The 24,827-nt window shown below is 67.2% G+C and carries 27 protein-coding genes; 9 read left to right on the top strand and 18 right to left on the bottom strand.

The window, feature by feature from the left end; translation table 11 throughout:
* Positions 1 to 96 precede the first annotated feature (96 nt).
* The 3 genes from AC06E7_RS09475 to AC06E7_RS09465 are packed head-to-tail and all read right to left on the bottom strand — an operon-like array spanning position 97 to position 2,090.
* Positions 97 to 1,047 carry an aspartate carbamoyltransferase catalytic subunit gene (locus AC06E7_RS09475; RefSeq protein WP_217538060.1) on the bottom strand — a complete coding sequence of 317 codons (951 nt, stop codon included), beginning with the start codon at positions 1,045 to 1,047 and terminating at the stop codon, positions 97 to 99.
* Between the two features lie 16 nt (positions 1,048 to 1,063).
* Positions 1,064 to 1,531 carry a Holliday junction resolvase RuvX gene (ruvX, locus tag AC06E7_RS09470; RefSeq protein WP_478064318.1) on the bottom strand — a complete coding sequence of 156 codons (468 nt, stop codon included), beginning with the start codon at positions 1,529 to 1,531 and terminating at the stop codon, positions 1,064 to 1,066.
* On the bottom strand, positions 1,524 to 2,090 hold the full coding sequence (locus tag AC06E7_RS09465) for a YqgE/AlgH family protein (RefSeq protein ID WP_068849768.1): 567 nt from the start codon (positions 2,088 to 2,090) through the stop codon (positions 1,524 to 1,526). Before AC06E7_RS09465 ends, ruvX begins: the two co-directional genes overlap by 8 nt.
* Positions 2,091 to 2,181: 91 nt before the next feature.
* Between AC06E7_RS09465 and AC06E7_RS09460 the strand changes: the two genes are divergently transcribed.
* Positions 2,182 to 3,972 (top strand): DUF4153 domain-containing protein, encoded by a 1,791-nt coding sequence (locus AC06E7_RS09460; RefSeq protein WP_478064316.1) that lies wholly within the window; start codon positions 2,182 to 2,184, stop codon positions 3,970 to 3,972.
* The gene (locus AC06E7_RS09455; RefSeq protein WP_184125065.1) at positions 3,969 to 4,496 is read left to right on the top strand and encodes a DNA-3-methyladenine glycosylase I; all 528 of its coding nucleotides are present in this window, start codon (positions 3,969 to 3,971) and stop codon (positions 4,494 to 4,496) included. The genes AC06E7_RS09460 and AC06E7_RS09455 overlap by 4 nt, the downstream gene beginning before the upstream one ends.
* Positions 4,497 to 4,526: 30 nt before the next feature.
* Here the strand turns inward: AC06E7_RS09455 and AC06E7_RS09450 are convergent, their stop codons facing one another.
* From AC06E7_RS09450 to AC06E7_RS09425, 6 genes are all read right to left on the bottom strand, one after another.
* Positions 4,527 to 5,234, bottom strand: coding sequence for a YitT family protein (locus tag AC06E7_RS09450; protein WP_184125063.1), 708 nt, complete (start codon positions 5,232 to 5,234; stop codon positions 4,527 to 4,529).
* A gap of 94 nt (positions 5,235 to 5,328) precedes the next feature.
* Positions 5,329 to 5,544, bottom strand: a complete 216-nt coding sequence (locus AC06E7_RS09445; RefSeq protein WP_068854565.1) for a DUF4287 domain-containing protein — start codon at positions 5,542 to 5,544, stop codon at positions 5,329 to 5,331.
* A gap of 64 nt (positions 5,545 to 5,608) precedes the next feature.
* A complete protein-coding gene (locus tag AC06E7_RS09440) occupies positions 5,609 to 6,592 on the bottom strand; it encodes an aldo/keto reductase (RefSeq protein ID WP_478064315.1) in 984 nt (327 codons plus the stop codon).
* A 126-nt stretch (positions 6,593 to 6,718) separates the two neighbouring features.
* Complete coding sequence (locus tag AC06E7_RS09435) at positions 6,719 to 7,375, bottom strand: hypothetical protein (protein ID WP_478064314.1); 657 nt, start codon at positions 7,373 to 7,375, stop codon at positions 6,719 to 6,721.
* Positions 7,376 to 7,424: 49 nt separating this feature from the next.
* Positions 7,425 to 8,567, bottom strand: coding sequence for a PilT/PilU family type 4a pilus ATPase (locus tag AC06E7_RS09430; RefSeq protein WP_068849744.1), 1,143 nt, complete (start codon positions 8,565 to 8,567; stop codon positions 7,425 to 7,427).
* Between the two features lie 87 nt (positions 8,568 to 8,654).
* Entirely contained in the window at positions 8,655 to 9,692 is a 1,038-nt protein-coding gene (locus tag AC06E7_RS09425; protein ID WP_068849741.1) for a type IV pilus twitching motility protein PilT, read from the bottom strand.
* A 115-nt stretch (positions 9,693 to 9,807) separates the two neighbouring features.
* On the opposite strand from AC06E7_RS09425, the gene AC06E7_RS09420 reads away from it, so the two are divergent.
* Both AC06E7_RS09420 and proC read left to right on the top strand, forming a co-directional pair.
* The gene (locus AC06E7_RS09420) at positions 9,808 to 10,479 is read left to right on the top strand and encodes a YggS family pyridoxal phosphate-dependent enzyme (RefSeq protein WP_478064312.1); all 672 of its coding nucleotides are present in this window, start codon (positions 9,808 to 9,810) and stop codon (positions 10,477 to 10,479) included.
* Between the two features lie 64 nt (positions 10,480 to 10,543).
* Positions 10,544 to 11,362 (top strand): pyrroline-5-carboxylate reductase, encoded by an 819-nt coding sequence (gene proC / locus AC06E7_RS09415; protein WP_478064311.1) that lies wholly within the window; start codon positions 10,544 to 10,546, stop codon positions 11,360 to 11,362.
* 6 nt (positions 11,363 to 11,368) lie between these two features.
* Here proC and soxR read toward each other — a convergent pair whose 3' ends face one another.
* Positions 11,369 to 11,803 carry a redox-sensitive transcriptional activator SoxR gene (gene soxR, locus AC06E7_RS09410; protein ID WP_176472643.1) on the bottom strand — a complete coding sequence of 145 codons (435 nt, stop codon included), beginning with the start codon at positions 11,801 to 11,803 and terminating at the stop codon, positions 11,369 to 11,371.
* Positions 11,804 to 11,891: 88 nt separating this feature from the next.
* Here soxR and AC06E7_RS09405 point away from each other — a divergent pair, with 88 nt between their 5' ends.
* Complete coding sequence (locus AC06E7_RS09405; protein ID WP_478064308.1) at positions 11,892 to 13,250, top strand: MFS transporter; 1,359 nt, start codon at positions 11,892 to 11,894, stop codon at positions 13,248 to 13,250.
* A gap of 3 nt (positions 13,251 to 13,253) precedes the next feature.
* On the opposite strand, the gene AC06E7_RS09400 is transcribed toward AC06E7_RS09405, so the two are convergent.
* From AC06E7_RS09400 to AC06E7_RS09390, 3 genes are all read right to left on the bottom strand, one after another.
* The gene (locus tag AC06E7_RS09400) at positions 13,254 to 15,185 is read right to left on the bottom strand and encodes an esterase/lipase family protein (RefSeq protein ID WP_478064307.1); all 1,932 of its coding nucleotides are present in this window, start codon (positions 15,183 to 15,185) and stop codon (positions 13,254 to 13,256) included.
* The gene (locus AC06E7_RS09395) at positions 15,182 to 16,159 is read right to left on the bottom strand and encodes an Lnb N-terminal periplasmic domain-containing protein (RefSeq protein WP_478064608.1); all 978 of its coding nucleotides are present in this window, start codon (positions 16,157 to 16,159) and stop codon (positions 15,182 to 15,184) included. The genes AC06E7_RS09400 and AC06E7_RS09395 overlap by 4 nt, the downstream gene beginning before the upstream one ends.
* Positions 16,160 to 16,274: 115 nt before the next feature.
* Entirely contained in the window at positions 16,275 to 16,493 is a 219-nt protein-coding gene (locus AC06E7_RS09390; protein ID WP_249833851.1) for a hypothetical protein, read from the bottom strand.
* A gap of 180 nt (positions 16,494 to 16,673) precedes the next feature.
* Here AC06E7_RS09390 and AC06E7_RS09385 point away from each other — a divergent pair, with 180 nt between their 5' ends.
* The 3 genes from AC06E7_RS09385 (at position 16,674) to AC06E7_RS09375 (ending at position 20,146) form a co-directional block, all read left to right on the top strand.
* Positions 16,674 to 18,764, top strand: coding sequence for a TonB-dependent siderophore receptor (locus AC06E7_RS09385; protein WP_478064305.1), 2,091 nt, complete (start codon positions 16,674 to 16,676; stop codon positions 18,762 to 18,764).
* A 66-nt stretch (positions 18,765 to 18,830) separates the two neighbouring features.
* Positions 18,831 to 19,967, top strand: a complete 1,137-nt coding sequence (locus tag AC06E7_RS09380; protein WP_478064303.1) for a PepSY-associated TM helix domain-containing protein — start codon at positions 18,831 to 18,833, stop codon at positions 19,965 to 19,967.
* Positions 19,964 to 20,146: a hypothetical protein gene (locus AC06E7_RS09375; protein ID WP_068849717.1), complete on the top strand. Its 183-nt coding sequence runs from the start codon at positions 19,964 to 19,966 to the stop codon at positions 20,144 to 20,146. Before AC06E7_RS09380 ends, AC06E7_RS09375 begins: the two co-directional genes overlap by 4 nt.
* A 40-nt stretch (positions 20,147 to 20,186) precedes the next feature.
* Here AC06E7_RS09375 and AC06E7_RS09370 read toward each other — a convergent pair whose 3' ends face one another.
* The 5 genes from AC06E7_RS09370 to AC06E7_RS09350 form a co-directional block, all read right to left on the bottom strand.
* Positions 20,187 to 21,089: a LysR family transcriptional regulator gene (locus AC06E7_RS09370; protein WP_478064301.1), complete on the bottom strand. Its 903-nt coding sequence runs from the start codon at positions 21,087 to 21,089 to the stop codon at positions 20,187 to 20,189.
* A gap of 49 nt (positions 21,090 to 21,138) precedes the next feature.
* Positions 21,139 to 22,020 carry an SDR family NAD(P)-dependent oxidoreductase gene (locus AC06E7_RS09365; protein WP_095363713.1) on the bottom strand — a complete coding sequence of 294 codons (882 nt, stop codon included), beginning with the start codon at positions 22,018 to 22,020 and terminating at the stop codon, positions 21,139 to 21,141.
* 87 nt (positions 22,021 to 22,107) lie between these two features.
* Positions 22,108 to 22,488: a heavy metal-binding domain-containing protein gene (locus AC06E7_RS09360; protein ID WP_184125035.1), complete on the bottom strand. Its 381-nt coding sequence runs from the start codon at positions 22,486 to 22,488 to the stop codon at positions 22,108 to 22,110.
* Between the two features lie 44 nt (positions 22,489 to 22,532).
* The gene (locus tag AC06E7_RS09355; RefSeq protein WP_320458734.1) at positions 22,533 to 22,862 is read right to left on the bottom strand and encodes a hypothetical protein; all 330 of its coding nucleotides are present in this window, start codon (positions 22,860 to 22,862) and stop codon (positions 22,533 to 22,535) included.
* Between the two features lie 65 nt (positions 22,863 to 22,927).
* Positions 22,928 to 23,905 carry a LysR family transcriptional regulator gene (locus AC06E7_RS09350; protein WP_478064298.1) on the bottom strand — a complete coding sequence of 326 codons (978 nt, stop codon included), beginning with the start codon at positions 23,903 to 23,905 and terminating at the stop codon, positions 22,928 to 22,930.
* A 123-nt stretch (positions 23,906 to 24,028) separates the two neighbouring features.
* Between AC06E7_RS09350 and AC06E7_RS09345 the strand changes: the two genes are divergently transcribed.
* Positions 24,029 to 24,781, top strand: a complete 753-nt coding sequence (locus tag AC06E7_RS09345; protein WP_478064296.1) for an SDR family NAD(P)-dependent oxidoreductase — start codon at positions 24,029 to 24,031, stop codon at positions 24,779 to 24,781.
* Positions 24,782 to 24,827 lie beyond the last annotated feature (46 nt).

Raw genomic sequence — 24,827 nt, 5'->3', positions numbered from 1 at the left:
TGGCGGTCGTTTTCCCTGCGCGACGACCAACGGTCGTCGCCTACCGGCGACGTTCTTTGACTGTGGTAGGTATCGACCGTTGGTCGATACCCCCCATCACCCCAACAACGTTTCCAACACCGCCATGCGCACCGCCACGCCGTTGGCCACCTGGCGCAGCACCCACGACTGCGGGCCGTCGGCCACTTCGTCGGTGACTTCCACGCCACGGTTGATCGGGCCCGGGTGCAGCACGGCCGCGTCCTGGCCGGCGCGCTTCAGGCGCGCGGCGTTCAACCCGTATTCGGCGTGGTACTGCTCGATCGAAGGGACCAGGCCTTCTTCCATGCGCTCGCGCTGCAGGCGCAGCATCATCAGCGCATCCACGCCTTCCAGCATCTGGTCGAAATCCTGGCCGACGATGCAGCCCTTCAGCGTGTCATCGTCCGGCAGCAGCGACTGCGGGCCGCACACGCGGATCTCGCCCACGCCCAGCGTGCGCAGGGCATGCAGGTCGGTGCGGGCCACGCGCGAGTGCTTCACGTCGCCGACGATCACCACCTTCATCTTCGAGAAATCACCGCCCTTGGCCTGGCGCAGGGTCAGCATGTCCAGCAGGCCCTGGGTCGGGTGCGCGCTGCGGCCGTCGCCGGCATTGATCAGCGCGGTGCCCTCGCCCGCCGCGGCGGCCAGCTCGGCCACGGCACCGTCATCCGGGTGGCGCACGACGAAGCCGCGCACGCCCATTGCTTCCAGGTTCTTCAACGTGTCGCAGGCGGTTTCGCCCTTGCGCGTGGACGAGGTGGAGGCGTCGAAATTCAGCACGTCCGCGCCCAGCCGCTGCGCCGCCAGCTGGAACGAGCTGCGGGTGCGGGTGGAGGGTTCGAAGAACAGTGTGCACACCGCCGAACCGCCCAGCACGTGGCGCTTGTTGCCGACCCGGCCGACCGCCGCATCGCGGATCTGGCCGGCGCGGTCGAGCAGCTGCAGCAGGGTTTCGCGGGGCAGACCTTCCAGGGTCAGCAGGTGGCGCAGGCGTCCGTCGGAATCGAGTTGCGAGGCGGTCATGGGCAGGGTCTGGGGGTCAGGAAACGGGGGTGGCATCGTCCGGCGAGGACAGCCAGCGTTCGATGATCACCGCGGCGGCCACCGCATCCAGCGTGGCCGCATCGCGGCGCCGCTTGCGGCCTTCGGCACGCTCGACGGCGAACCGGCGGGCCGCTTCGACCGAGCTGGAGCGCTCGTCGATCAGCACCACCGGCAGCTTGAAACGTTCCCGCAGCTGGCGGGCAAAGCCCTGCGCGCGCTTGCGGTTGGGTTGGTCCTGGCCATCCAGGGTGAGCGGGTCGCCCACCACCAGGCCATCGGGCCGCCATTCCTTGATCAGGCGTTCGACCGCGGTCCAGTCCGGGCCGTTGCCGTGCACGTCCACCACGGCGATGGCGCGGGCATGGGTGCCGAAGGAACTGCCGATCGCCACCCCGATCCGGCGCGAGCCGACATCGAAGCCGAGCACGGTGCCGTCGCGGCGGATGGTGGACGGCTCAGACATTGCCGCTGTAGTCCGTCAACCGGAACAGGTCAACCCCGATCCGTGCGGCGGCGCCCTGCCAGCGCTGCTCCAGCGGCGTGGCGAACAGCAGTTCGGCATCGGCCGGCACGGTGAGCCAGCTGTTGTCGGCGATCTCGCCTTCCAGCTGGCCCTCGGTCCAGCCGGCACAGCCGAGCGTGACCAGCACATTGCGCGGGCCTTCACCGCGGGCCATGGCTTCGAGGATGTCGCGCGAGGTGGTCAGGTACACGCCCTCGCCCACCTGCAGGCTCGATTCCCACGCACGTGCATCGTCATGGATGACGAAGCCACGCTCGGGATGCACCGGGCCGCCGTTGAGCACCACCTGGTCGCGCAGGACGAGGTCGTCGGTCTGGATCTCCATCTGCGCCAGCACATCGCCCAGCGTGTACTCGGACGGCTGGTTGACCAGCACGCCCATGGCACCGTTCTCGTCGTGCTGGCAGATCAGGCTTACGGTGCGCGCGAAGGTCGGATCGGTCAGCGACGGCAGCGCAACCAGCAGGTGATCGGCAAGGGAGGTAGGCAACGTGGACATGGGCCCATTCTACCCGCTGCATCCTCACACGGGCGTGAGCCTCGGCTACGATGCGTGCAGTCATGGACGTGTGTATGCAACGGAGAGCACGATGAACCCGCAGCCCCCCCTTTCCCCTGCCTCGCGCGCCGCCATCGTGCTGATCGCGCTGTTGCAGGGCCTGATGCTGTACGCGGTGCAGGAAGCGGCCGACCACGGGCCCTTCCAGGCATTCGCCACGCGACTGTGCTGGTACACCTGGGTGCTGAGCGTCCCCACCGCCGTTGCGCTGACCCTGGTGGACCTGCGCGACCGCCGCCTGTGGCTGCACGCGGCGCTGGCCTCGGCCGTGGTGCTGGCGATGGCCGGCTGGATCGGCTGGAACCTGGGCGGAACGCCCGACGACCTGCGCCAGGCACCGCTGCTGCTGCCGTTCTCCGTGTGCGTGGCCGTCGCGGTGTTCGTCGCGCTGCCGTGGTGGCAGTTCCGGCTGCAGCAAGGACACTGGCGCGCCACCTACGCAGCCCTGTTCGAGCGCGCCTGGCAGAACGGGCTGACCCTTGCGCTGGCACTGGGCTTCACTGGGCTGACCTGGATGCTGCTGTGGCTGTGGGCGGCGCTGTTCGACCTGGTGGACATCCACTTCTTCCGCGACCTGTTCCGCGAAAAAGCCTTCATCGCGCTGGCTACCGGCATGCTGTTCGGGTTCGGCGTGCTGATCGGGCGCACCCAGGACCGGGCCATCCAGGTCATCCGCCAGGTGCTGTTTGCCGTGGCGCGCGGCCTGCTGCCGCTGCTGGCGTTCATCGCGGTGATCTTCGTGGTCTGCCTGCCCTTCACCGGGCTGGAGCCGCTGTGGCGCACGCGCTCGGCAGCCACGGTACTGCTGGCCGTGGTGCTGCTGCTGATCGTCTTCAGCAATGCGGTGTACCAGCATGAAAGCGAGCTGCCGCCCTATCCGGCGTGGCTGCGCCGGCTGGTCGAGGCCAGCCTGCTCACGCTGCCGGTGTATGCGGCGCTGGCGCTGTATGCAATGGGCCTGCGCATCAGCCAGTACGGGGTCACCCTGGAGCGCTTCTGGGCGCTGCTGGCGGCGCTGCTGGTGTTCGGTTACGCGGTGGGTTATGCGCTGGCCGCGGTGCGCAGGCGCGGGCGCTGGCTGCAGCGGATCGAACCGGTCAACCGCTGGATGTGCTGGGTGGTGCTGGGTGCGGCGGTGCTGGCCAATACGCCGGTGCTGGACCCGATCCGGATCAGCCTGGCCAGCCAGATGGCCCGGCTGCAGGCAACCGCGCCGGCAATCAAGGGCGAAGATGCCACCGATCTGCGCTTCGGCTATGGCCGGCGCGGCGCCGAGGTGCTGAAGGAACTGCAGCAGGACCCGCGCTTCCGCGACGATCCGCGTGCAAGCACCCTGATCGCCAATGTCCTGAGCGTGGACGCGCGGCAAGTCCGTTATGGGAACTACAGCGACGCCATCAAAGACCTCAAGGTGCTGCAGCAGCAGCTGAAACTGGCCAAGAGCAGCCCGGCGCCAGACCCGGACTGGTGGCAGGCGTTGTTGGCCAGGACAGTGAACGTCAGCAGCTGCCTGGAAATGGACGAGGTCTGCGTGGCACTGCGCCGCGACCTGGATGGCGATGGCGTGGACGAGATGCTGTTGTGCCACGAGCCCTCGTGGGGTGGCGCGGTATGCCGCCTGCACGCGCGCGATGGCAAGGACTGGACCGATGCCGGCAAGATCGAGTTCCCGATGCCCTCCGAATACCGCGGCGACCCGGCGTACGACCCGCTGCTGCGGGGTAACCTGACGATCCATCCAGCACGCTGGCCGCAACTGTCGCTCGGCGATGGGCCTAGACTGGGCATCGAACAACCTCCCGTTGAAGACGAGACCCCATGAGCGGCTACTGCCTCATCGCACCGGGCCATCCGGTGCACGGTCATTACCATGACCACGAATATGGCTTCCCGCAACGCGACGAACGCGAGCTGTTCGAGCGCCTGCTGCTGGAAATCAACCAGGCCGGGCTGAGCTGGGAAACCATCCTGAAGAAGCGCGAAGGGTTCCGCGCGGCCTACAGCCAGTTCGATGTGGATACCGTGGCCGGCTATGGCGAGCGCGACGTGGAACGCCTGCTAAACGATGCGGGCATCATCCGCAACCGGCTCAAGGTGCATGCGGCCATCCACAACGCCCAGGTGATCCAGCAGCTGCGGGCAAGCCACGGCAGCTTCGCGGCATGGCTGGACGCGCACCACCCGCGCGACAAGGCCGAGTGGGTGAAGCTGTTCAAGAAGACGTTCCGCTTCACCGGCGGCGAAATCACCGGCGAATTCCTGATGAGCCTGGGCTACCTGCCCGGCGCGCACAGCCCGGATTGCCCGGTGTACAAACGCCTGCAGAAACTCAGTAAACGGGGGTAGGCGGCCACCGTTGGTGGTCGCCGCGATCTGTCAAACGCCCATGTACCGACCGGGCCGATGGTTGAACATCAGCACCAGGCTCAGCACCACCGCGCCGATCGCCGAATACATCACCTTGTCCGGCGAGAGCACGAAGAACGCCACGCCCATCAGCAGCGTGTCGAACGACATCTGCACCTTGCCCGCGCTCCAGCCACGGGTGCGCTGCAGGTACACCGCCAGGATGCCGATGCCGCCCAGGCTGGCGCGGTGGCGGATGTAGAACAGGATGCCCAGCCCGGCCAGCGCGCCGCCCACCAGCGCCGAATACAGCGAGCTCATGTGGGCGAAATCGGCCCAGCGAGGCAGCAGGTCGGTCAGCACGCCGCAGGCGGTGACCGCCGCGAAGGTCTTCAGGGTGAATTCCCAGCCCATGCGCCGCACCGCCACCCAGTAGAACGGCAGGTTGACCAGCACGAACACCAGGCCGAAATTCCAGCCGAACGCGTAGTGGGCCAGGAACGCCAGGCCGGCCATGCCGCCGATCATCAGCCCGCCCTTGGCGAAGATCGCCAGGCCCAGCGAGGCCACCAGGGTGGCCAGGATCATGCCCTGCACGTCCTCGGCCACCGAATGGCGGAGGGCTTTGGCATCGGCCACGGTGCCGGCGCTGTCCGGCGGCGGGGTCAGCGGGCCGGCGGTGACCAGATGGCCGTCAGCGTCGTCGCACGGCGCGGGGCCATGGGATTCAAGGGACATGGGGGGTGGGGCCAGACACGTGGGGAGCGGTATTAGACACGATCCGCGTGACAGTTGCAGGTGAAATCGATTCATCCCGCAACGAATGACCGCTTCACCCGGTCCGGTCCTTCAAATGGTGGGCCACCAACGCGTTGGCATGGCCATGGCCCAGGCCATGCTGGCTCTTCAGGAACGTGACCAGCGCCATGTGCCTGAGCCCGCCTTGCGTGGCCAGCAGGGCAAGCCAGTGTCCCACTGGCTGCCCATAGGTCTTTTCGATGGACGGGAAGTACGACGCGGGACCTTTGACCGGGGCGGTGTCGCTCATGACCTGTTCCTTGCAGAGGGGTTCATCCACTACGACGCTGGCCAGGGCACGAAATCGACATCCGTCAGCGGGTGACCTGCTTCTGCCGTTCCGCGTTGTAGCGGTCGCCCACGATGGCGATGCCGTCCAGCGCCGCCGCGATCTGCTGCAGGTCGGCCTCGTGCAGAACCAGCTCGGCAGCGGCCAGGTTCTCTTCCAGCCGGTGCAGCTTGGTGGTGCCGGGAATCGGCACGATCCAGGGCTTGCGCGCCAGCAGCCAGGCCAGCGCTACCTGCGCCGGGGTGGCCTGGCGGGCGGCGGCAATGGCGCCGATGGCTTCGACCAGCGCCTGGTTGGCGCGGCGCGCCTCCACCGCAAAGCGCGGCAGCGAGCTGCGGAAATCGGTGGGCGCAAACTCGGTATCGGCGGTGATCGCCCCGGTCAGGAAGCCGCGCCCCAGCGGGCTGAACGGCACGAAGCCGATGCCCAGCTCTTCAAGCACCGGCAGCACGCTCTGCTCCGGCTCGCGCCACCACAGGGAGTACTCGCTCTGCAGCGCCGCCACCGGCTGCACCGCATGCGCGCGGCGGATGCTGGTTTCGCCGGCTTCGGACAGCCCGAAGTGCTTCACCTTGCCCTCCGCGATCAGGTCCTTGACCGTGCCGGCGACATCTTCGATGGGCACGTTCGGGTCCACCCGGTGCTGGTAGAACAGGTCGATGCGGTCGGTCCTGAGCCGCTGCAGGCTGGCCTCGCAGACGGCGCGGATGTTCTCCGGGCGGCTGTCCAGCCCCAGGTCGGCATTGGCCTCCTTGAACCCGAACTTGGTCGCAATGACCACCTGGTCGCGGTACGGCGCCAGCGCCTGGCCCAGCAGTTCCTCGTTGCGGAACGGCCCGTAGACCTCGGCGGTGTCGAAGAAGGTCACCCCGCGCTCCACCGCTGCGTGCAGCAGCGCAACGCCATCGCTCACCTGCGGCGCGGTGCCATAGGCATGGCTCAGGCCCATGCAGCCCAGCCCGAGCGCGGAAACGCGCAGGCCGCTGTTGCCAAGGGTTCGTGTCTGCATGGGGAGGACTCCTTAAGTGGGGTCCCCACCATACCCCCGCAGCCGACTGCGATTGCATCGGCTGCGACGCTGTTGGTCATGAGCAGATTTCATCAATGGCGCCGGCTGATCGCAGGCGCCCTGTGCTCATCGTCCCTTTCCGGCAAGCGTTCCGATCAGGGCCAGCAGGAGCACGAAGGCGCCGACAATCATGACCACGACGTGCCAGACGTTGAGCCTATCCATGCGCTCCATGTCGACCCGTTCATCCTGATGGTAACGGCGCAGCAGGCTGTTGACCGGCAGCAGCGGTACGAATGTGAACAGCGCCAGCAGCCAACCGGCGTTGGGCAGCCGGCTGGCGAAGTTGAGCAGGAAGTAGGTCACCGCCAACAGTCCTGGCGCGAAGGCCAGTTCGCGACGCCGGCTGCTGGCCGCGTCACTCAGCTCGCGGAAGCAGAAGAACGACCAGATCGGCGAGAACAGCGCGCGCGCCCAGGGCCACTGGTCGCCGCCGGTCTCTCGCTTGATCGCCTGCCAGTTCCGCCAGAACCAGTACATCGGGTACAGCCCGAGCGTAGTGGGTGAAAGCAGCACCATTTTCAGCGTGGAAGGCGAGTAGTACTCGGCCGCATCGGACATCGCCCGTGCCTGGGACTGGGATTCCGGCAGCGTGCCGGGCAAAGCAGGTGGCATCGGAATGGTCGCCGGTGCGCGGTATGGATCATGCAATTCCATGTGCATTCTCATCATTGGCAGTGTCACCGGCGCGGTGCCGGCCCCTTGAAACACCACTTGCAACAAAGGCGCGCCGGCATTGCACCGTACGCGCCCGGTTTCCCCGCCCGCAGCTTCAGCGGACTTCGGAAATCTCCACGCCGTCCAGGCCCTGCGACAGCGTGCGTGCGTCGCCGCCCTGCGAGAGCTTGATGCGCAGGCGCACCTCGTTCTGCGAATCGGCGTAGCGCAGCGCGTCTTCGTAGCTGATCTCGCCGGCCTGGTAAAGCTCGAACAGGCTCTGGTCGAAGGTGCGCATGCCCAGCTGCACCGATTCCTTCATCACTTCCTTGAGCTTGTGGATCTCGCCGTCGCGGATGTAATCCTGCACCAGCGGCGTGCCCAGCATGATTTCCATCGCCACCTTGCGCGACTTGCCATCCGGCGAAGGCACCAGCTGCTGGGCGACCACGCCCTTGAGGTTCAGCGAAAGATCCATCAGCAGCTGGCTGCGGCGGTCTTCCGGGAAGAAGTTGATGATGCGGTCCATCGCCTGGTTGGCGTTGTTGGCATGCAGGGTACACAGCACCAGGTGGCCGGTTTCGGCGAACGCGATGGCATGGTCCATGCCTTCGCGGGTACGCACTTCGCCGATCATGATCACGTCCGGCGCCTGGCGCAGGGTGTTCTTCAGCGCCGCTTCCCAGCTGTCGGTATCGATGCCCACTTCGCGCTGGGTGATGATGCAGCCTTCGTGCTTGTGCACGAATTCGATCGGGTCTTCGATGGTGATGATGTGCCCGGTGGAATTCAGGTTGCGGTAACCGATCATCGCCGCCAGCGAGGTGGACTTGCCGGTACCGGTCGCACCCACGAACAGGATGATGCCGCGCTTGGTCATCGCCAGCGTCTTGATGATCGGCGGCAGGCTCAGCTCTTCCACGGTGGGAATGCGGGTTTCAATGCGGCGCAGGACCATGCCGACCTGGTTGCGCTGGTAGAAGCAGCTCACGCGGAACCGGCCCACGCCGGACAGGCCGATGGCGAAGTTGCACTCGTGGGTTTTTTCGAACTCTTCGCGCTGCGCCGGCGTCATCACGTTCAGCACCAGGTCGCGGCTCTGCTGCGGCGTGAGCGGGGTCTGGGTGATGGGCGAGATCTTGCCGTTGACCTTGATCGCCGGCGGCATGCCCGCGGTGATGAAAAGGTCCGACGCCTTCTGGTGCGCCATCAGCTTGAGGAACGAGGTGAAGTCGATGGTGGTGCTGGTGGTATTCATTGCGGTGGACTCCGGATGCCTTGCCGAGGGCCGGCCAACGGCCGGCGCTACCGAATCTGTCATGCCGGGCATTGCCCGGCATGTCCATCATTCGAAGATGCGCTTGTCCTTGGCGTATTCCTTGGCCTGGTTGCGCGTGATCAGGCTGCGCTTGACCAGGTCCTGCAGGTGCTGGTCGAGCGTCATCATGCCCATCTGCTGGCCGGTCTGGATCGCCGAGTACATCTGCGCCACCTTGTCTTCGCGGATCAGGTTGCGGATGGCCGGGGTGCCGACCATGATTTCCCACGCGGCGGTGCGCCCGCCGCCCACCTTCTTGAGCAGTGCCTGCGAAATCACCGCGCGCAGCGATTCGGACAGCATCGAGCGCACCATCGGCTTTTCGCCGGCGGGGAACACGTCGATGATGCGGTCGATGGTCTTGGCCGCCGAGCTGGTGTGCAGCGTGCCGAACACCAGGTGGCCGGTTTCGGCGGCGGTCAGCGCCAGCCGGATGGTTTCCAGGTCGCGGAGTTCGCCGACCAGGATGATGTCCGGGTCTTCACGCAGTGCCGAACGCAGTGCTTCGTTGAAGCCGTGCGTATCGCGGTGCACTTCGCGCTGGTTGATCAGGCACTTCTGCGAGGTGTGCACGAATTCGATCGGATCCTCGACGGTGAGGATGTGGCCGTATTCGTTCTTGTTGATGTAGTCGATCATCGCCGCCAGCGTGGTCGACTTGCCCGAACCGGTCGGGCCGGTCACCAGGATCAGGCCCTGCGGCTGGTCGATCAGCTCGCGGAAGATCGGCGGCGTGTTCAGGTCTTCCAGGGTCAGCACTTCGGACGGAATGGTACGGAAGACCGCACCGGCGCCACGGTTCTGGTTGAACGCGTTGACGCGGAAGCGCGCCAGGCTGGGAATCTCGAACGAGAAGTCGACTTCGAGGAATTCCTCGTAATCGCGGCGCTGCTTGTCCGACATGATGTCGTAAACGAGCGCGTGGACCTGCTTGTGGTCCAAGGCCGGAATGTTGATGCGACGGACATCGCCGTCCACGCGGATCATCGGCGGCAGGCCTGCCGACAGATGAAGGTCCGACGCTTTGTTCTTAACGGAAAACGCCAACAGCTCGGCGATATCCATACGCTGCTACTCCCCATAGACTGCTGCGACTGGAAGGATCTTTCCCCGGTCGGCAGTATAGCCTCCCTGATCCACCGCGAAATCTCTTTGTGTCCTGCCCCGTGAGCGCCCACCCGTGACCGCCCTGCCCCTGCCCACCCTGCTGCTGAACCTGCACAACGCGGCCACGGCCGCCGGGCGGCCACCGCCGGGCCTGCTGGCGGTGTCCAAGACCCAGCCGGCCGAGGCCGTGGCGGCGCTGGCGGCGCAGGGCCAGCGCGCGTTCGGCGAGAACTACGTGCAGGAAGCGGTGGCAAAGATCGATGCGCTGGCGGCCCTGGGGCTGGAGTGGCACCTGATCGGCCACCTGCAGTCCAACAAGGCCGACCTGGCCGCGGAGCGCTTCGACTGGGTGCAGAGCGTGGACCGGGCCAAGCTGGTTACCGCGCTGGCTACGCACCGCCCGGCCGCGTTGCCGCCGTTGAACGTGCTGGTGCAGGTCAATATCGACGATGAAGGCAGCAAGCACGGCTGCACGCCCGACGCCGTGCCGGCGCTGGCCGCCGCCATCGCCGCCGAACCACGCCTTTGCCTGCGCGGGCTGATGGCCATCCCTGCGCCGTGGCCGGACCCACACCGCCGCGCCCAGGCCTTTGAACGCATGCACGCGCTGTTTGCCGAGCTGGCCACCCGCTACCCGCAGGCCGACACCCTCTCGATGGGCATGAGCGGCGACTATCCCGACGCCATTGCCCATGGCGCGACCATGGTCCGCGTCGGCACCGCCTTGTTCGGCGCACGGCATTGAGGGGCTTACCCACCCGTAGCGCGGGCCCCTGCCCCGCGGCCCAGATCACATACAAGGATGCCCAATGAGCACTTCGATCACCTTCATCGGCGGCGGCAACATGGCGCGCAGCCTGATCGCCGGCCTGGTCCGCCAGGGCACTGCCCCGGGCAACATCCATGTGGCCGAACCGGTGGCCGGGCTGCGCAGCCAGCTCACCACCGACTTCGGCGTGAAGACCTACGCCAGCGCCAGCGAAGCGGCCGCGCAGGGCGCGGTATGGGTGCTGGCGGTGAAGCCGCAGGTGCTGCGCGATGTCTGTGCGTCGCTGGCGGAGATCGCCCAGGCCCAGGCCCCGCTGGTGGTATCCATCGCCGCCGGCATCACCAGTGCGCAGCTGCTGCGCTGGCTGGGCGGTACCGGCGCGGTGGTACGCGCCATGCCCAATACCCCGGCGCTGCTGGGTGCAGGCGTGACCGGTCTGTTTGCCACCGCCGGGGTCAGCGCCGAACAGCGTGGCCAGGCCGACACCGTGCTGGCCAGCGCCGGGCGCACGGTGTGGATCGAGGATGAAGCACGCATGGATGCGGTCACCGCCGTCTCCGGCAGTGGCCCGGCCTATGTGTTCCTGTTGGCCGAGGCGATGGAAGCAGCCGGTATCGCGCAGGGCCTGCCGGCCGACGCCGCGCGCACGCTGGTGGTGCAGACCCTGCTGGGCGCCAGCCGCATGCTGGACGAATCCGGCGAATCCCCGGCAGAGCTGCGTCGGCGCGTCACCTCGCCGAACGGCACCACGCAGGCCGCGATCGAGAGCTTCCAGGGCGAGGACTTCGAAGCGATCGTGGCGCGGGCGATCGACGCGGCGACGCGACGGGGACAGGCGTTGTCGGCGGCCAACGACTGATCCGGGTCAGCCCCAGCGCTGCGCGCCATCCCCCTGCTCGCCCAACGCGTCTCCGGGATTGGCCAACCGGCAGCGCTTCAGTGAAAGACACCCACAGCCGATGCAGTCGGTGAGCTGGTCGCGCAGCAGCAGCAGTTCCTCGATGCGTTGATCCAGTTCGCCGCGCCACAGCGCCGACATCTTCGCCCACTCGGCGCGGGTCGGCGTCTTGTTTTCCGGCAGCGCCGCAAATGCATTGGCCACCGCTTCCAACGGCATACCCACCCGCTGTGCGACGCGGATCACCGCCAGCCGACGCAGTACGTCGCGGCTGAAGCGACGCTGGTTGCCGGCCGTGCGCAGGCTGCGGATCAGGCCCTTGCGCTCATAGAAGTGCAGCGCCGATACCGCCACGCCGCTGCGACGTGCCACGTCGCCTACACTCAGCTCCTGCGCGATCACTGCTTGACCTCAACCATGGTTAAGGTGTCATCGTGCGGCACCTCGCGGTGTGCCGCAAGCACCGCGCTTCTTCGTTCCTGGAATCCGCATGTCTTCCGATGTCGCTGTACTGCCCGCCGACGCGCCCACGTCGATCCTCTCGCCGCGCTACCGCGCCACCACCATCGGCATGGTCGCGCTGGTGTCGCTGCACGCGTTCGAAGCGCTGGCCGTGGCTGCGGCCATGCCCACCGTGGCGCATGAGCTGGATGGCCTGCGCCTGTACGCGCTGGCGTTCGGCGGCACGCTGGCCACCAGCGTGATCGGCATGACCCTGGCGGGCCGCTGGAGCGACCGGCTTGGCCCTGCCCGACCGTTGTGGGTGGGCCTGTGCTGCTTCATCGCCGGCCTGCTGGTGGCCGGACTCGCCCAGCACATGCCGGTGCTGGTGATCGGCCGGCTGCTGCAGGGGCTGGGCGCCGGTGCCATTTCCGTGTCGCTGTACGTGCTGGTCGGGCGCACCTTCCCCGAATCGCTGCGGCCACGCGTCTTTGCCGCGTTCTCGGCAGGTTGGGTGGTGCCCTCGCTGATCGGCCCTGCCATCAGCGGGTTGATCGTGCAGCACGCCGGCTGGCGCTGGGTGTTCCTGGGCGTGCCGCTGCTGGCCATCCCGGCCGCGCTGCTTTTGCGGCCGGCGCTGCGCGCGGTGCCGCCGCTGGCGGCCGCGCCGCGTTCGGAGGGCAGCGTGGTGCGCTGGGCGATCGGTGCATCCGTGGGCGCGCTGCTGCTGTACGTGGGCGGCCAGCAGGTTGGCTGGCCGGCACTGGCCGTGCTGCTGCCGGCGGTGGCGCTGTTGGCGCTGTGCAGCTGGAAGCTGCTGCCGCGCGGCACCCTGCGCCTGCGCCGTGGCCTGCCCAGCGTGATCGCCCTGCGCGGTATCGCGGCGTCGGCGTTCTTTGGTTGCGAGGCGTTCCTGCCGCTGCTGCTGCAGCGTGAGCGTGGCCTGAGCCCGCTGCTGGCCGGGGTGGCGTTGAGCCTGGGCGCGCTGGGCTGGTTCAGCGGGTCGTGGTTCCAGGGCCATGGGGGCCAGGGGCTGTCGCGTCGCCAGCTGCTCACCGCCGGCGCGCTGCTGATGTGCACCGGCATCATCGGCACCGCGCTGGCGATCCAGCCCGGCGTACCGTTGGCCCTGGCGCTGGCCGGGTGGACCTTGACCGGACTTGGCATGGGGCTGATCTACCCGAGCCTGTCGGTGCTGACATTGTCGTTGTCACCGCCGGCGCAGCAGGGCGCGAACACCTCTGCGCTGCAGCTGAGCGAGGCGCTGGGCGTGGCCACCACGCTGGCCATTTCCGGCTCGCTGTTCGCGCTGATGCTGTCGGTGGATGTGACCCTGGGTTACCTGCAGACGTTCGCGATCATGTTGCTGCTGGCCGCTGCGAGCGTGGTGGTGGCGCGGCGGGTCTGACCGCTACGGCGCCACCTCTTCCAGGTCTTCGCGCAGGATCCGCCGGATCTCCAGCACCGCCTGCGGGGTTTCCTGCACGCTGTGGCCGGAGATGATCACCTTCTCCGACACCGCGCCGGGCAGGTGCGCGCTCCAGTAGGGCACCAGGCCGTCGTCGGACTGCTCCAGCGGCACCTCGGGTTTGCGCTGGGCGATGATCGAGTGGTACTTCAGGCCCGGCATGATCGGCAGGGCGGCGGCCGCCTTCACGAACGGATCGGTGGCCTTGAGGTTGTCGATGCTGTTGGGAATCTGCAGCTTGGTGGCCTGCGCCGACTGCACTTCGGATTGCTGCAGGGCCTGGAACACATCCTCGAACTTGCCGAGGATGGTGATCGGCAGGCGCACCAGGCGCCCGATGAAGCGTCCGACCCGGTTGCCGGCGATATCGGTGCCCTGGTGGGGTGCGGCGATGAAGATGGCGCGCTCCACGTTCGGTTCGGCATCGAAGTGCAGCAGCGGGCCCAGTTTGGCCTGGACGCGCTTGAGCCGTTCACCCTTCAGGTCGTAGTTGGCCAGCAGCTGGTTCCACAACGTGTCGCCGGAACTGGTGACCAGCAACCGGGCCAGCACGCCGCCCATGCTGTGGCCGATGAACACCATGTCCTTCGACGCACGCGAAGTGCCCTTCGGGTCAAAATGCCGGAGCGTGTTGTCGAACGCCTGGTCGATCTCGAAACGGTTCAGTGCAATCGGCGCATTGGTCGGGTAGTACACCTGCCACACCTGGAAGTGTCTGCGCAGCTCGGGGTCGCCCAGGATCTCGTTGGCCACGTTCACCCAGGCCTCCGGGCTGCTGCCCAGCCCATGCAGCATGAAGATGATGCGGCGGTTCGGATCCCACGGCTGCATCAGGTACATGTGCGGTTCGGCAATGCCTTCGCTCAGGCCGAACAGCGTGCGCAGCGACTGGGTGGCAAAGCCGGACTGGGCCAGCCACATGCCGTAGGCGGCGGTGAAGTTGCCGGCCAGCGGCACCTTCTCGCCATGCAGGTCCACGCTTTCGGTGGATTCAGGCGAATACACGTCGAACAGCACCTGGGTGGTGTCCAGCACCTGCTGCAGCGTATCGCCCTTGAAGCGCAGCAACGCGGTGGCATTGATTGCCGACATCTCGCTGTACTGCGGAATCTCGGCCTTCTCACCGTCCACCGGCGCGATCAGCTTGGGCGGGTCCATCACCACCACCAGCTCGGCACCAAAGCCGTCGCGGCGATAGGTACTGCGCAGGCCGGCGAAACTCACCGAAGATGCCGACACCATCGTGGTGGGAATGCTGGCCAGGCGCAGCTCGTCGAAGTCCGAGGTCAGCGTCCAGCGCTCGCCCGCCACCGCGGCGTTGTAGTCCTCCCCTTCCAGCGCGCTTTCGCGACTGCGCTTGAACACCACCGTGGCGGTCTGTTCGGCGGCGTAGTTGTAGTAGTCGCGCACCTGGGTCTGGCGGTCTTCGAACGCGCGGTCCGACGGCGTGCGCCCGCTGAAGAACAGGTAGGCATACGCGTACCGCGCTGCTTCCAGCCACGCATCCAGCGCTGCATCGGACATCGGGGTCTTGTCGCGGTCCTTCGGCTTGGGCGTGAGTGCCAGCGCGTTCTTCACCCACAGCTCGGACAGCGTTGACAGCCGCTGTTCCTCGGGCAGGTCGCGGGTGTCCTTCAGGGTCTTCTCGCAGGCGGCAACATCCTTCTCGCACAGCGCCACGTCCAGGCCGATCACGCTCAGCGTTTCCTGCGAGGCCATGCTGAACTTGCCGGAGGTGAGCACATCGCCGCGCTTGTTGGCCAGGTAATCGGTGGGCGAGACCTGCTTCATGGTGACCATGGCGCAGCCGCTGGACAGCAGCAGCGACAGCAGCACCGCCAGCAGGGGTGCGCCACGGCGAAGGAGCCGGCTCATGGATTCACCTCCGGGTCGATGCCCGGCACGCCGACGCGGATCAGCTGCGAGAAGCGCGGATCATCGCCAGCGGCACGCGCGCGATCGATGATGCGCCCGCGCGCCTTCAGCGTGGCGAAGTCCACGCCGGGCGTGAGCACGCCCAGGTCACGCGCGTATTCGTCGAAATAGCCGGAGGCGAGCAGCCGGTAGTCCAGCGGCAACCCCGGCGCGATCTGCTTGGCCAGTTCGTACACGATAGTGGTGCAGTTGCTGGTCAGCGTGTTGTAGAACGCCGGTGCGGCATCCAGTTTGCGCGCCTCGCCCAGGTAGGACACGAACAGGCCCTTGAGCTGGTCGCGGGTCATGCCCTTCAGGCGATACAGGTACACATCCTCGCCGCGCACGTTGCTGCGCACCCGCACGATGTCGGTTTCCTCGGCCGCCACCAGGGTCATCTCGAACTTGCGGAAGAACCCGCCCAGCGCCGAGAACGATTCGCCGCGCTCCTTGCGGATCTCCAGCGAGAACACCAGCTGGCGGCCATCGGCGAAGCCGAACGAGACCAGCGTGTGCGCGATCATCGGCCCCATCCAGTACGACAGCACCAGGTCGGCCGAACGCAGCTGGTCCAGGTCGTACTCGCGGCGCTCCCAGCGCACGTCGTGGTCGTCATCGGTGCGCCAGGTGAAGTTGCGTACGTTGTCGAGCACCACCCTGGAGCCGTCGAACTCAACCACCTTCAGGCGCTGGGCGACATCATCGGCCCAGACCCGGTCCTGGCGCGGGCTGAGCAGCAGCCACCACACACCGCAGAGCACCAGCGCCGCCACGAACAGCGGGCCCGGCCAGCGCCCGGCGCGGGCCCGGCCAACGGCCACGGCGGTAGCAAGCGCAAAGGCGCCCCACCCCGCCAACAGCACACCCTTCAGCCAACCCGGCCCGGAAAGCTGGTACGCCAGCAGCCCGGCTACCCACAGCGCTGCTACCAGCATCAATACGGCCAGCCCCCATCGTCCTGCTGTCTTCACACATCGTTCCGTCGGTTGGTCGGGGCGCTAGTTAGCCATAACCGCGGTGTGGGGGACATGTTCCCCTGTTCAGGTTCGCTCAGCGACGCGGGGCGCCCACCTTCTGCCACGGCGCCATGCCCTTGCGGGCGCGCGGCAGCGCGCGGCGCAGCGGCAGCCGGCGTGGCATCGGAATACCCACCCCCGGCGCGGCGGTATCGTCACGGCGCAGGTCCTCGGCGCGCTCGCCCACCAACAGGGCCGCCATCTCCTCCAGGCCGTTGCGCATCGCCCGGGCGGCCGTCTGCAGGGTATTCATGGCGTGTCTCCAATGACGAAACGGGGACGGACTACGTTAAGACCGGCACCGCGTAGGGCTCGTGCAGGGGATGTGGCAGACGGATGAAAACCGCGCCCCATAGGCTTGTATCTGAGATTCATTTGCGTTCGCATCCTCACCTCCCGATAATCCGGGCCCTTAGTCACCGGGAACCCCGTCATGCCTGCCCTGTCACGCCGTTCGCCCCTGCTCCTGCTGGTTCCAACCCTGCTGGCGTCGGCCATGGCCCATGCCGAGGACAGCAGCACCGCCCGTACTCTGGACGCGGTCAGCGTGGTCGCCGACCGCGCCAGCACCGCCACCAAGACCGATACCCCGCTCACCCAGACCCCGCAGGCGATCAGCGTGGTGACCCACGAGCTGTTCACCGACCGTGGCGCCCGCAACCTGCAGGAAACCCTGCGCTACAGCGCCGGCGTGACCGCCGATGCCTACGGCCTGGATACCCGCAGCGACGGCAGCACCGTGCGCGGCCTCGACCCGGTGCAATACCTGGACGGCCTGCGCCGCAGCTACGGCTTCAATCCGCTGGCACGCACCGAGGTGTACGGCCTGGAGCGGGTGGAAGTGCTGCGCGGCCCCTCGTCGGTGCTGTACGGCGCCGGCGCCACCGGCGGCATCATCAATGCCATCACCAAGCGCCCGACCTTCGGCGACCTCGGCGGCGAAGTCGCCCTGCAGCTGGGCAACTTCGACCGCAGACAGTTCCAGGGCGACGTGGCCGGCACCCTGAACGACGCCGGCACCCTGGCCGGTCGTTTCGTCGGCCTGGTGCGCGAATCCGGCATGCAGACTGACAGCATCGACGACGACCGCGTGTACCTGGCGCCGTCGATCAGCTGGCAGGGCGAGCGCAGCTCCCTGACCGTGCTGGCCAGCTACCAGCACGACAAGACCGCCTCGAGCCAGCAGTTCCTGCCGGTGGTGGCGACCCTCAACGCACCGGCCGGTTCGCCGCGCCTGGATCCGTCGACGTTCCTGGGCGACCGCGATTTCGACAAACTCGATTCGCGCGTGTACAGCGTGACCGCCCTGTTCGACCACAGCTTCAGCGACAGCATCAGCCTGCGCTCGGCCGTGCGCTATCTGGATGGCAAGACCGAATTCCGCGAACTGTACCCGGATACCTACTCCAATCCGCTGGACCCGTTCATCGATGCCGACAAGCGCGTGCTCAACCGCAACGCCTACGGCGTGCGCCCGGACGTGCGTTCGCTGACCAGCGACAATGCGGTGCAGTTCGACTTCGCCACCGGCGCGTTCCAGCACCTGCTGCTGGCCGGCGTGGACTACAGCGATTACCGCGAGAAGTCCTCGAACCTGGATGCCACCCCGACCCCGATCGACATCTACAACCCGATCTCCACCGGCGTGACCATCAACGGCTGGGACCGCCTGCCCGACCAGCAGACCACCCAGCTGGGCGTGTACCTGCAGGACCAGATCCGCTGGGCCGACCGCGTCTCGCTGGTGCTGGGCGCACGCCGCGACCATGCGCGCAGCAAGACCGAAGGCCTCCCCAGCCAGACCGACAACGCCACCACCTACCGCGCCGGCCTGATCGGCGAGATCGGCGCGGGCGTGTCGCCGTACATCAGCTACAGCGAGTCGTTCCTGCCGGTAACCGGCCAGGATCTGTACGGCCGTGCGTTCAAGCCGATGCAGGGCGACCAGTGGGAAGGCGGCATCAAGTGGCAGCCGGCGTCGAACATGCTGGTCACCCTGGCCGCCTATCGCATCACCGAAACCAACCGCCAGACCAACGATCCGGACAACGTCTTGAACGTGATCCAGACCGGTGAGATCGAATCGAAGGGCGTGGAAGTCGAGGGCCAGTTCCAGTTCGCGCACGACATCACCCTCACCGCGGCGTACTCGCGCAACAAGGCCGAAGTGACCAAGAGCAACTTCGCCATGGAAGTGAACCAGCGCCTCAACGACACCCCGCAGGAGCTGGCCTCGGTGTGGCTGGGCAAGGCCTTCCAGCTGGTCGACGACGCGCGCCTGCGACTGGGCGTTGGTGGCCGTTACGTGGGCAACACCCAGTCGCTGGGCTACGGCGGTTTCATCCGCACGCCCAGCTACACGCTGGTGGACGCGCTGGCCGAAGTGCAGGTCACCGACTGGACGATGGCGCTGAACATCACCAACCTGGGCGACAAGAAGTACTTCGCCCCGTGCCGTAATTTCGGTGACTGCTTCACCGGCAATCCGCGCACCGTGACCGGAACGATTTCATACCGGTTCTGACGGTGTGCCGGGCGTGGCCCGGCACTACCGTGTCCGTACCCTCTCCAGCCGCCGCCAGAGAATTCAATGCAACGTTCCACCATCAAAGCCTGGTTCCTGGTCCACAAGTGGACCAGCCTGGTCTGCACCCTGTTCCTGCTGCTGCTGTGCGTGACCGGCCTGCCCCTGGTGTTCGGCGAGGAAATCGCCCACCTCAGCGAACCGCACGTGGACAACCCGCAGCCGCAGGCCGCGCATCGCAACCTGGATGAACAGGTCCGCACCGCCGTGGCGCAGTACCCGGGCAACGTGCCGCTGTTCGTGGGTTGGGACTGGGACGGCCACACGGTGTACGTCAACACCGGCACCGAGCCGGCCACGCCGCCGCCGCAGATGAAGACCGCACTGCTCGATGCCAGCAGCGGTGAAGTGTTGCCCGCGCCGCAGTTCAACGAAGGGGTAATGTACTTCCTGTACCGGCTGCACACCGACCTGTTCCTCGGCCTGCCCGGCATGCTGTTCATGGGCGCGATGGGCCTGCTGTTCGCCGTGGCGATCATCTCCGGCCTGGTGCTGTACGGCCCCTTCATGCGCCGCCAGCGTTTCGGCACCCTGCGCACCGGGCGCAGCCGCCGGCTGGCCTGGCTGGACCTGCACAACGTGATCGGCGTGGTCACCCTGGGCTGGGCGCTGGTGGTGGGTATCACCGGCGCCATCAACACGATCGCGAAGCCACTGGAAACCGCCTGGCAGAGCCAGCAGCTCGGCGAGTTCGCCGCGCGTTACGCCGGCCAGCCGCGCCCGACCACGCTGGCCTCGCTGCAGGCCGCGGTGGACACCGCACGCGCTGCCGAGCCCGGCATGCGCCCGGCCTTTGTCAGCTTCCCGGGTACCGGCTACAGCGGCGATCATCACTATGGCGTGTTCATGCAGGGCAACACCCCGCTCACCGAACGCCTGTACCGCCCGGTGCTGATCGATGCGGCCACCGGTGAACTCACCGCCCAGCCGCAGCTGCCCACCTACATGAGCGTGCTGCTGCTCAGCCAGCCACTGCACTTCGGCGACTACGGCAAGCTACCGCTGAAGATCCTGTGGGCGCTGCTGGACCTGCTCACCATCGCGGTACTGGTCAGCGGCCTGTACCTGTGGTTCAAGCGCGGCAGCACCGAAGCGCGGGTAACCGAGATCGAGCGCGCTGAAAAAACCGGGGGTGCTGCATGAGCCGGACGCCTGCGCCCAATGGCAGCCCGTTCACGGCGCCCGCGTGGATCGCCGCGGCAAGCCTGCTGGGTCTGGTCAGCGCGCTGGTTGGCGATGGCGTGTTCGACGTCGTGTCGTGGGTCGTCTTCGCCGCATTGATCGGCCTGGTAGTGCGCGCCTGGGTGAAACGCACCCGGTGACGGGGTGATCCGGGCTCGCGGTGCCGACCAACGGTCGGCACTACCGGTCGGCATTGCCCGGTCGCCCCCCGGCCCCGTGGCGGGCGAAGTTGAGTGCCGCCGGCGATGCTTCATCTGCGCGCAGGCACAGCTGCAGCTCGAACGTGGCCTCGCCCCCCGCCAACGGGTGATAGGCGACTTCCGCACTGCGGAACCCGGCCATGCTGGCGGGGACCACCGAGATGCCCGCCTCCACCGCCACCAGTGACAGGACCGCGTGCATGCCGTGCGCTTCCTGCACCACCCGCGGTGTGAATCCTGCCGCCGCGCAAAGGCGCACGACCTGCGAATGGAAGCCCCTGCCCTCGCGCGCCGGCCACAGCACGAACGGTTCGTCGGCCAACATCGCGACCGTGAGATGCGCCTGCTCTGCTAGCGGGTGCGCGCGCGGCAGCGCGATCGCCAAGCGGTCACTGTCGAATGCCTGCAGCCGCATGTCGTCGGCCTCGAACACCGGTGGAATCACCACGCCCACGTCGATCCGCTGTTCGCGCAGCATCTGGATCTGGCGTGCGGAGGTGGCTTCGATCAACTCCAGGCGAACGTCCGGGCTGCCCTGGCGGAAGCTGCGGATCACCCCGGGCAGCCGCCCGTACAGTGCGCTGCCCACATAGCCCAGCCGCACGGTACCGGTGCGCCCTTCAGCCGCATCGCGAGTGGCCACCAGCGCATGGTCGGCCTGCTGCAGCAGCAGGCGTGCCTCGGCCAGCAGCACTGCCCCGGCGGCCGTCAGCCCAAGGGTACGGTTGCCGCGTTGGATCAGCTCGCTGCCGATCTCGTCTTCCAGCTTGCGGATGGCCGCTGTCAGCGGTGGCTGCGACATGTGCAGGCGCGCGGCCGCGCGGTGGAAGTGCAGCTCTTCAGCAACAGCAACGAACTGGCGAAGCAGGCGGAGATCAACCATGGGCATGCATGCGCTGGACGGAAACCCCGCCAGTATGCCGTGCCGTTGACTACCTGCGTGGTTCCACCGCGGGCTGCGCGATGCGCGACCATTGCGCGGCGATGTCTTCGATGCTGTCGGCGGACGTGGCGCGCAGGTCGCGCGGGTAGGCCACATCGTCGGCCTCCACGCTGCGGGTTGCGTGGAACTGGCCGTTGCTGGCACGCAGGATCCAGCCGCCATCGCGGCAGGCCGTTGATGCCAGGAAGGCAACGCCCGGCGCGACCGCATCCGGGTGCAGCTCATCGGGCTCGCCCTCCACGCCCCACATGCGGGTCTTGGCCACCGGCGAGATGGCATTGACCACGATGTTGTGCGGTGCGCCCTCAGCGGCCAGCACGTTGACGATACCCACGGCTGCCATCTTCGCGGCCGCATACGCAGCCAGGCCCTTCTGCACGTACTGCGGATACAGCGCGCGATCGGAGGTGGTCAGCACGATGCGGCCATGGTGGCGTGCCTGCATCGACGGCCACGCCGCCTCGGCCAGCCACAGCGGCGCCTTGGCCGCGATGGTCATCATGTGGTCGAAGCGGTCTTCCTCCAGCGCATCGATCTGCTGGTACTCCACCCACCCTGCGTTGTGGATGATGAAGTCGATCCGGCCATGGCGGGCGACGATGTCGGCGATCAGCGCGCGGCAGCCGTCGCGCTGGTCGATCGCCGCGTGCGCGGCATGCACTTGCAGCCCGGTACCGCGCAGCAGCGCCACCGTCGCATCGATCCGCGCCGGGTCCTGCCCGCTTCCATCCAGCCCGGCGCCCACGTCATGCATGACAACCCGCGCACCGCGCGAGGCCAGCAGCCTGCTGTAGGCCAGGCCCAGTCCACTGGCTGCACCGGTAACCAGCCCAACCTGCCCTTCAAATGAAACATCGTCGTGCGTCTGCATCCGCACAGGATCGTGCCGACAGCATGCGCAGCGCCAATACCACCTGCAGCAGTCCACGATACAAACCGCGTATCGCCCTTGAACGAATCACCGCAACGGCTCCACCACCACCGCCGTGCCATAGCACAGCACCTCGGTCAGCCCGGTCATGATGTCGGTCGCGTCGTAGCGCATGCCGATGATCGCGTTGGCCCCCAGCATCCGTGCATGCTTGGCCATATCGCGATAGGTCTCCTCGCGCGCCTGCTCGCATAGCTCGGTATAGATGGTGATGTTGCCGCCGAACAAGGTCTGGATACCGCCCAGGAAGTTGCCGACGATGGAGCGCGAGCGCACCGTAATGCCCCGTACCACCCCCAGGTTGCGCGTGATCCGGAACCCGGGCAGCTCGAAGGCGGTGGTCACCATGGAATCGTCCAGTCGGGTCGCGGTCGACGGGTGTGCGGCGCTGTTGTAAGGATCTGCCATGGTTGCCTCGTTGCCCGGGGGGGTCTGCCCGGATGGTGGGAAGGTCAATGCGCCTGTGGTCGTCGCGGCCTGAGTATCCAGAGTAAGCATGTCTGAACCAATACCGCCAACCAAAGTGTGCAATACACCGCCACTGTTGCGCCCTTGGTTACGCGTTGGCTGTCAGTGGCGTACGGCCAGAGCCGCCACGTATCCATCTCGAATACCCACACGCCCGCCAGCAACAGGGCCAGCGCAAGCAGCGTCGCCAGCCACGTCAGCCATGTCCGCGTCTGCGTGCGCACGATCAGCAGGGTCAGCAGCAAGCCTGCTGCGACGAAAAGCAATGGAATGCCAATTGCGGTCGTCAGCACGCCTGTGTAATTGGTCGCCAACGCCGTAAGCGGCGCGCACGAAGCCGCCGCGATCAAGCACCTCGCAACTGTATGGCGCTGTGTGCTCACGCCCGCACCCTGTAACGGCCCGTGGTCGCCGGCTTCTCCACCCGCGCGTCGGTGTCGAGTTCCTGGAAACCGGCTGCCAGCAGCCCGGGCATCATTTCCGCCAGCCAGTCGATGAACACCCGCAGGCGGTGGGTCACGTGCCGGTTATGCGGATACACCACGTGGAACGGATACAGCGCCGGTCGCCAGGCCCGCAGCACTTCCACCAGCGCACCGCTGGCAAGTGCAGGCGCGGCGGCATAGCTGAAGGTCTGTACCAGCCCCAAGCCCGCAATCGCCGCGGCCAGGTGGGCGTTGCTTTCATTGATGCCGAGACGGTGCCCGCCCTTGATCTCCACACTTCCCGCATCACCCCGGAAGCGGAACGGCACGGCGCGCCCGGTGGAGCTGAGCACGTAGCTCACCAGCCGGTGCCCGTTGCGAAGTTCTTCGGGGTAGGCCGGCACGCCATGCGCTTTCAGGTAGCCCGGGCTGGCGCAGGTGATCAAGGTGGCATCGCCAACATGGCGCGCAACCAGCGATGAATCGTCCAATGGCCCGCCGCGGATCACGCAGTCGGCGTTCTCACCAATCAGGTTCACCGGCCGGTCGGAGACGCCCAGCTCGATGCGGATATCCGGGTACCGCGCCATGAAGGCCGGCAGCGCGGGCACCAGCACGTCGCGTGCGGTCGAACCGCCGACGTCCACGCGCAACAGTCCCCGCGGCGTGCCCCGCGCGGCACTGAACGACGCATCGATATCCTCCAGGTCACGCAGCAGACGACCGGCCTTCTCGTAGTAGTCCTGCCCCTCGGCCGTCACCGATACACGCCGCGTGGTCCGCTGCAGCAGGCGTACGCCCAAGTGCGCTTCGAGCTCGCGCACCAGCTTGCTGAGGGTGGCGGTGGGCATGTCCAGGGACTCGGCGGCGCGGACGAAGCTGCCCGCTTCGACGACCCGGGCAAAGGCACGGATGGCGGAAAGTTGGTTCATGCGCCCATTATGCACATGCATGCATAGTGATTCTCATTAATCCATCTTTATCCACCAATCGGCCAAGCCTATCGTTCTCCCAACAGCGGCGGGAATCCTCCCGCTCGTCCAACGGAGAACATCATGAGCACCGCCTTCCTTACCGGTAAGATCGCCCTCGTCACCGGCGGCACCTCGGGCATCGGCCTGGCCAGCGCCCACCACCTCGCGTCGCTGGGCGCCACTGTCTTCATCACCGGCCGGCGCCAGGCCGAACTGGACGCGGCCGTCGCCGCAATCGGTCCGGCCGCCACCGGGATTCGCGCTGATGCGGCGCTTCCCACCGACCTGGACACGGTCTACGCCCGGATCGCCACGCAGGCTGGCAGACTGGATATCCTGCACGCCAACGCCGGTGGCGGCGACATGCTGCCGCTGGGTGCGATTACCGAAGAGCACTTCGACCGCATCTTCGCCACCAATGTCCGTGGCGTCCTGTTCACCGTGCAGAAGGCGCTGCCGCTGCTGGCCGATGGGGCATCGATCATCCTCACCGGCTCTACCGTGTCCATCCAGGGCACGGCCAACTTCAGCGTGTACAGCGCCAGCAAGGCAGCAGTGCGCAACTTCGCCCGTTCCTGGGCGCTGGACCTCAAGGAGCGCGGCATCCGGGTCAACGTTGTCAGCCCGGGGCCGATCCGCACCCCCGGCCTCGGCGATCTGGTGCCCGACGACGCCCGTCAGGGTCTGTTCGACCACCTGGCAGCGCAGGTGCCCCTGGGACGACTGGGCGAACCGCAGGAAGTGGCCAACGCCGTGGCATTCCTGGCCTCTGACCAGGCGAGCTTCGTCAACGGCATCGAGCTGTTCGTGGACGGCGGCATGGCGCAGGTCTGATCCTGTGCGGCTGCAAGCTCGGCATCGCGCGCGTTCGGGTCAGCGC

This window comes from Stenotrophomonas sp. Steno-Z4, from assembly GCF_056393145.1.
This window is presented reverse-complemented; position numbering and strand designations above follow the sequence as displayed.

Coding starts and splice junctions, on each gene's coding strand:
- ruvX (WP_478064318.1), bottom strand. CDS start 1,531: ATGTCTGAGCCGTCCACCATCCGCCGCGACGGCACCGTGCTCGGCTTC.
- AC06E7_RS09370 (WP_478064301.1), bottom strand. CDS start 21,089: ATGGTTGATCTCCGCCTGCTTCGCCAGTTCGTTGCTGTTGCTGAAGAG.
- AC06E7_RS09385 (WP_478064305.1), top strand. CDS start 16,674: ATGCCTGCCCTGTCACGCCGTTCGCCCCTGCTCCTGCTGGTTCCAACC.
- AC06E7_RS09425 (WP_068849741.1), bottom strand. CDS start 9,692: ATGGATATCGCCGAGCTGTTGGCGTTTTCCGTTAAGAACAAAGCGTCG.
- AC06E7_RS09400 (WP_478064307.1), bottom strand. CDS start 15,185: ATGAGCCGGCTCCTTCGCCGTGGCGCACCCCTGCTGGCGGTGCTGCTG.
- AC06E7_RS09440 (WP_478064315.1), bottom strand. CDS start 6,592: ATGCAGACACGAACCCTTGGCAACAGCGGCCTGCGCGTTTCCGCGCTC.
- AC06E7_RS09390 (WP_249833851.1), bottom strand. CDS start 16,493: ATGAATACCCTGCAGACGGCCGCCCGGGCGATGCGCAACGGCCTGGAG.
- AC06E7_RS09475 (WP_217538060.1), bottom strand. CDS start 1,047: ATGACCGCCTCGCAACTCGATTCCGACGGACGCCTGCGCCACCTGCTG.
- AC06E7_RS09405 (WP_478064308.1), top strand. CDS start 11,892: ATGTCTTCCGATGTCGCTGTACTGCCCGCCGACGCGCCCACGTCGATC.
- AC06E7_RS09360 (WP_184125035.1), bottom strand. CDS start 22,488: ATGGCAGATCCTTACAACAGCGCCGCACACCCGTCGACCGCGACCCGA.
- AC06E7_RS09375 (WP_068849717.1), top strand. CDS start 19,964: ATGAGCCGGACGCCTGCGCCCAATGGCAGCCCGTTCACGGCGCCCGCG.
- AC06E7_RS09430 (WP_068849744.1), bottom strand. CDS start 8,567: ATGAATACCACCAGCACCACCATCGACTTCACCTCGTTCCTCAAGCTG.
- AC06E7_RS09345 (WP_478064296.1), top strand. CDS start 24,029: ATGAGCACCGCCTTCCTTACCGGTAAGATCGCCCTCGTCACCGGCGGC.
- AC06E7_RS09450 (WP_184125063.1), bottom strand. CDS start 5,234: ATGTCCCTTGAATCCCATGGCCCCGCGCCGTGCGACGACGCTGACGGC.
- proC (WP_478064311.1), top strand. CDS start 10,544: ATGAGCACTTCGATCACCTTCATCGGCGGCGGCAACATGGCGCGCAGC.
- AC06E7_RS09365 (WP_095363713.1), bottom strand. CDS start 22,020: ATGCAGACGCACGACGATGTTTCATTTGAAGGGCAGGTTGGGCTGGTT.
- AC06E7_RS09455 (WP_184125065.1), top strand. CDS start 3,969: ATGAGCGGCTACTGCCTCATCGCACCGGGCCATCCGGTGCACGGTCAT.
- AC06E7_RS09445 (WP_068854565.1), bottom strand. CDS start 5,544: ATGAGCGACACCGCCCCGGTCAAAGGTCCCGCGTCGTACTTCCCGTCC.
- AC06E7_RS09380 (WP_478064303.1), top strand. CDS start 18,831: ATGCAACGTTCCACCATCAAAGCCTGGTTCCTGGTCCACAAGTGGACC.
- AC06E7_RS09465 (WP_068849768.1), bottom strand. CDS start 2,090: ATGTCCACGTTGCCTACCTCCCTTGCCGATCACCTGCTGGTTGCGCTG.
- AC06E7_RS09350 (WP_478064298.1), bottom strand. CDS start 23,905: ATGAACCAACTTTCCGCCATCCGTGCCTTTGCCCGGGTCGTCGAAGCG.
- AC06E7_RS09395 (WP_478064608.1), bottom strand. CDS start 16,159: ATGCTGGTAGCAGCGCTGTGGGTAGCCGGGCTGCTGGCGTACCAGCTT.
- AC06E7_RS09460 (WP_478064316.1), top strand. CDS start 2,182: ATGAACCCGCAGCCCCCCCTTTCCCCTGCCTCGCGCGCCGCCATCGTG.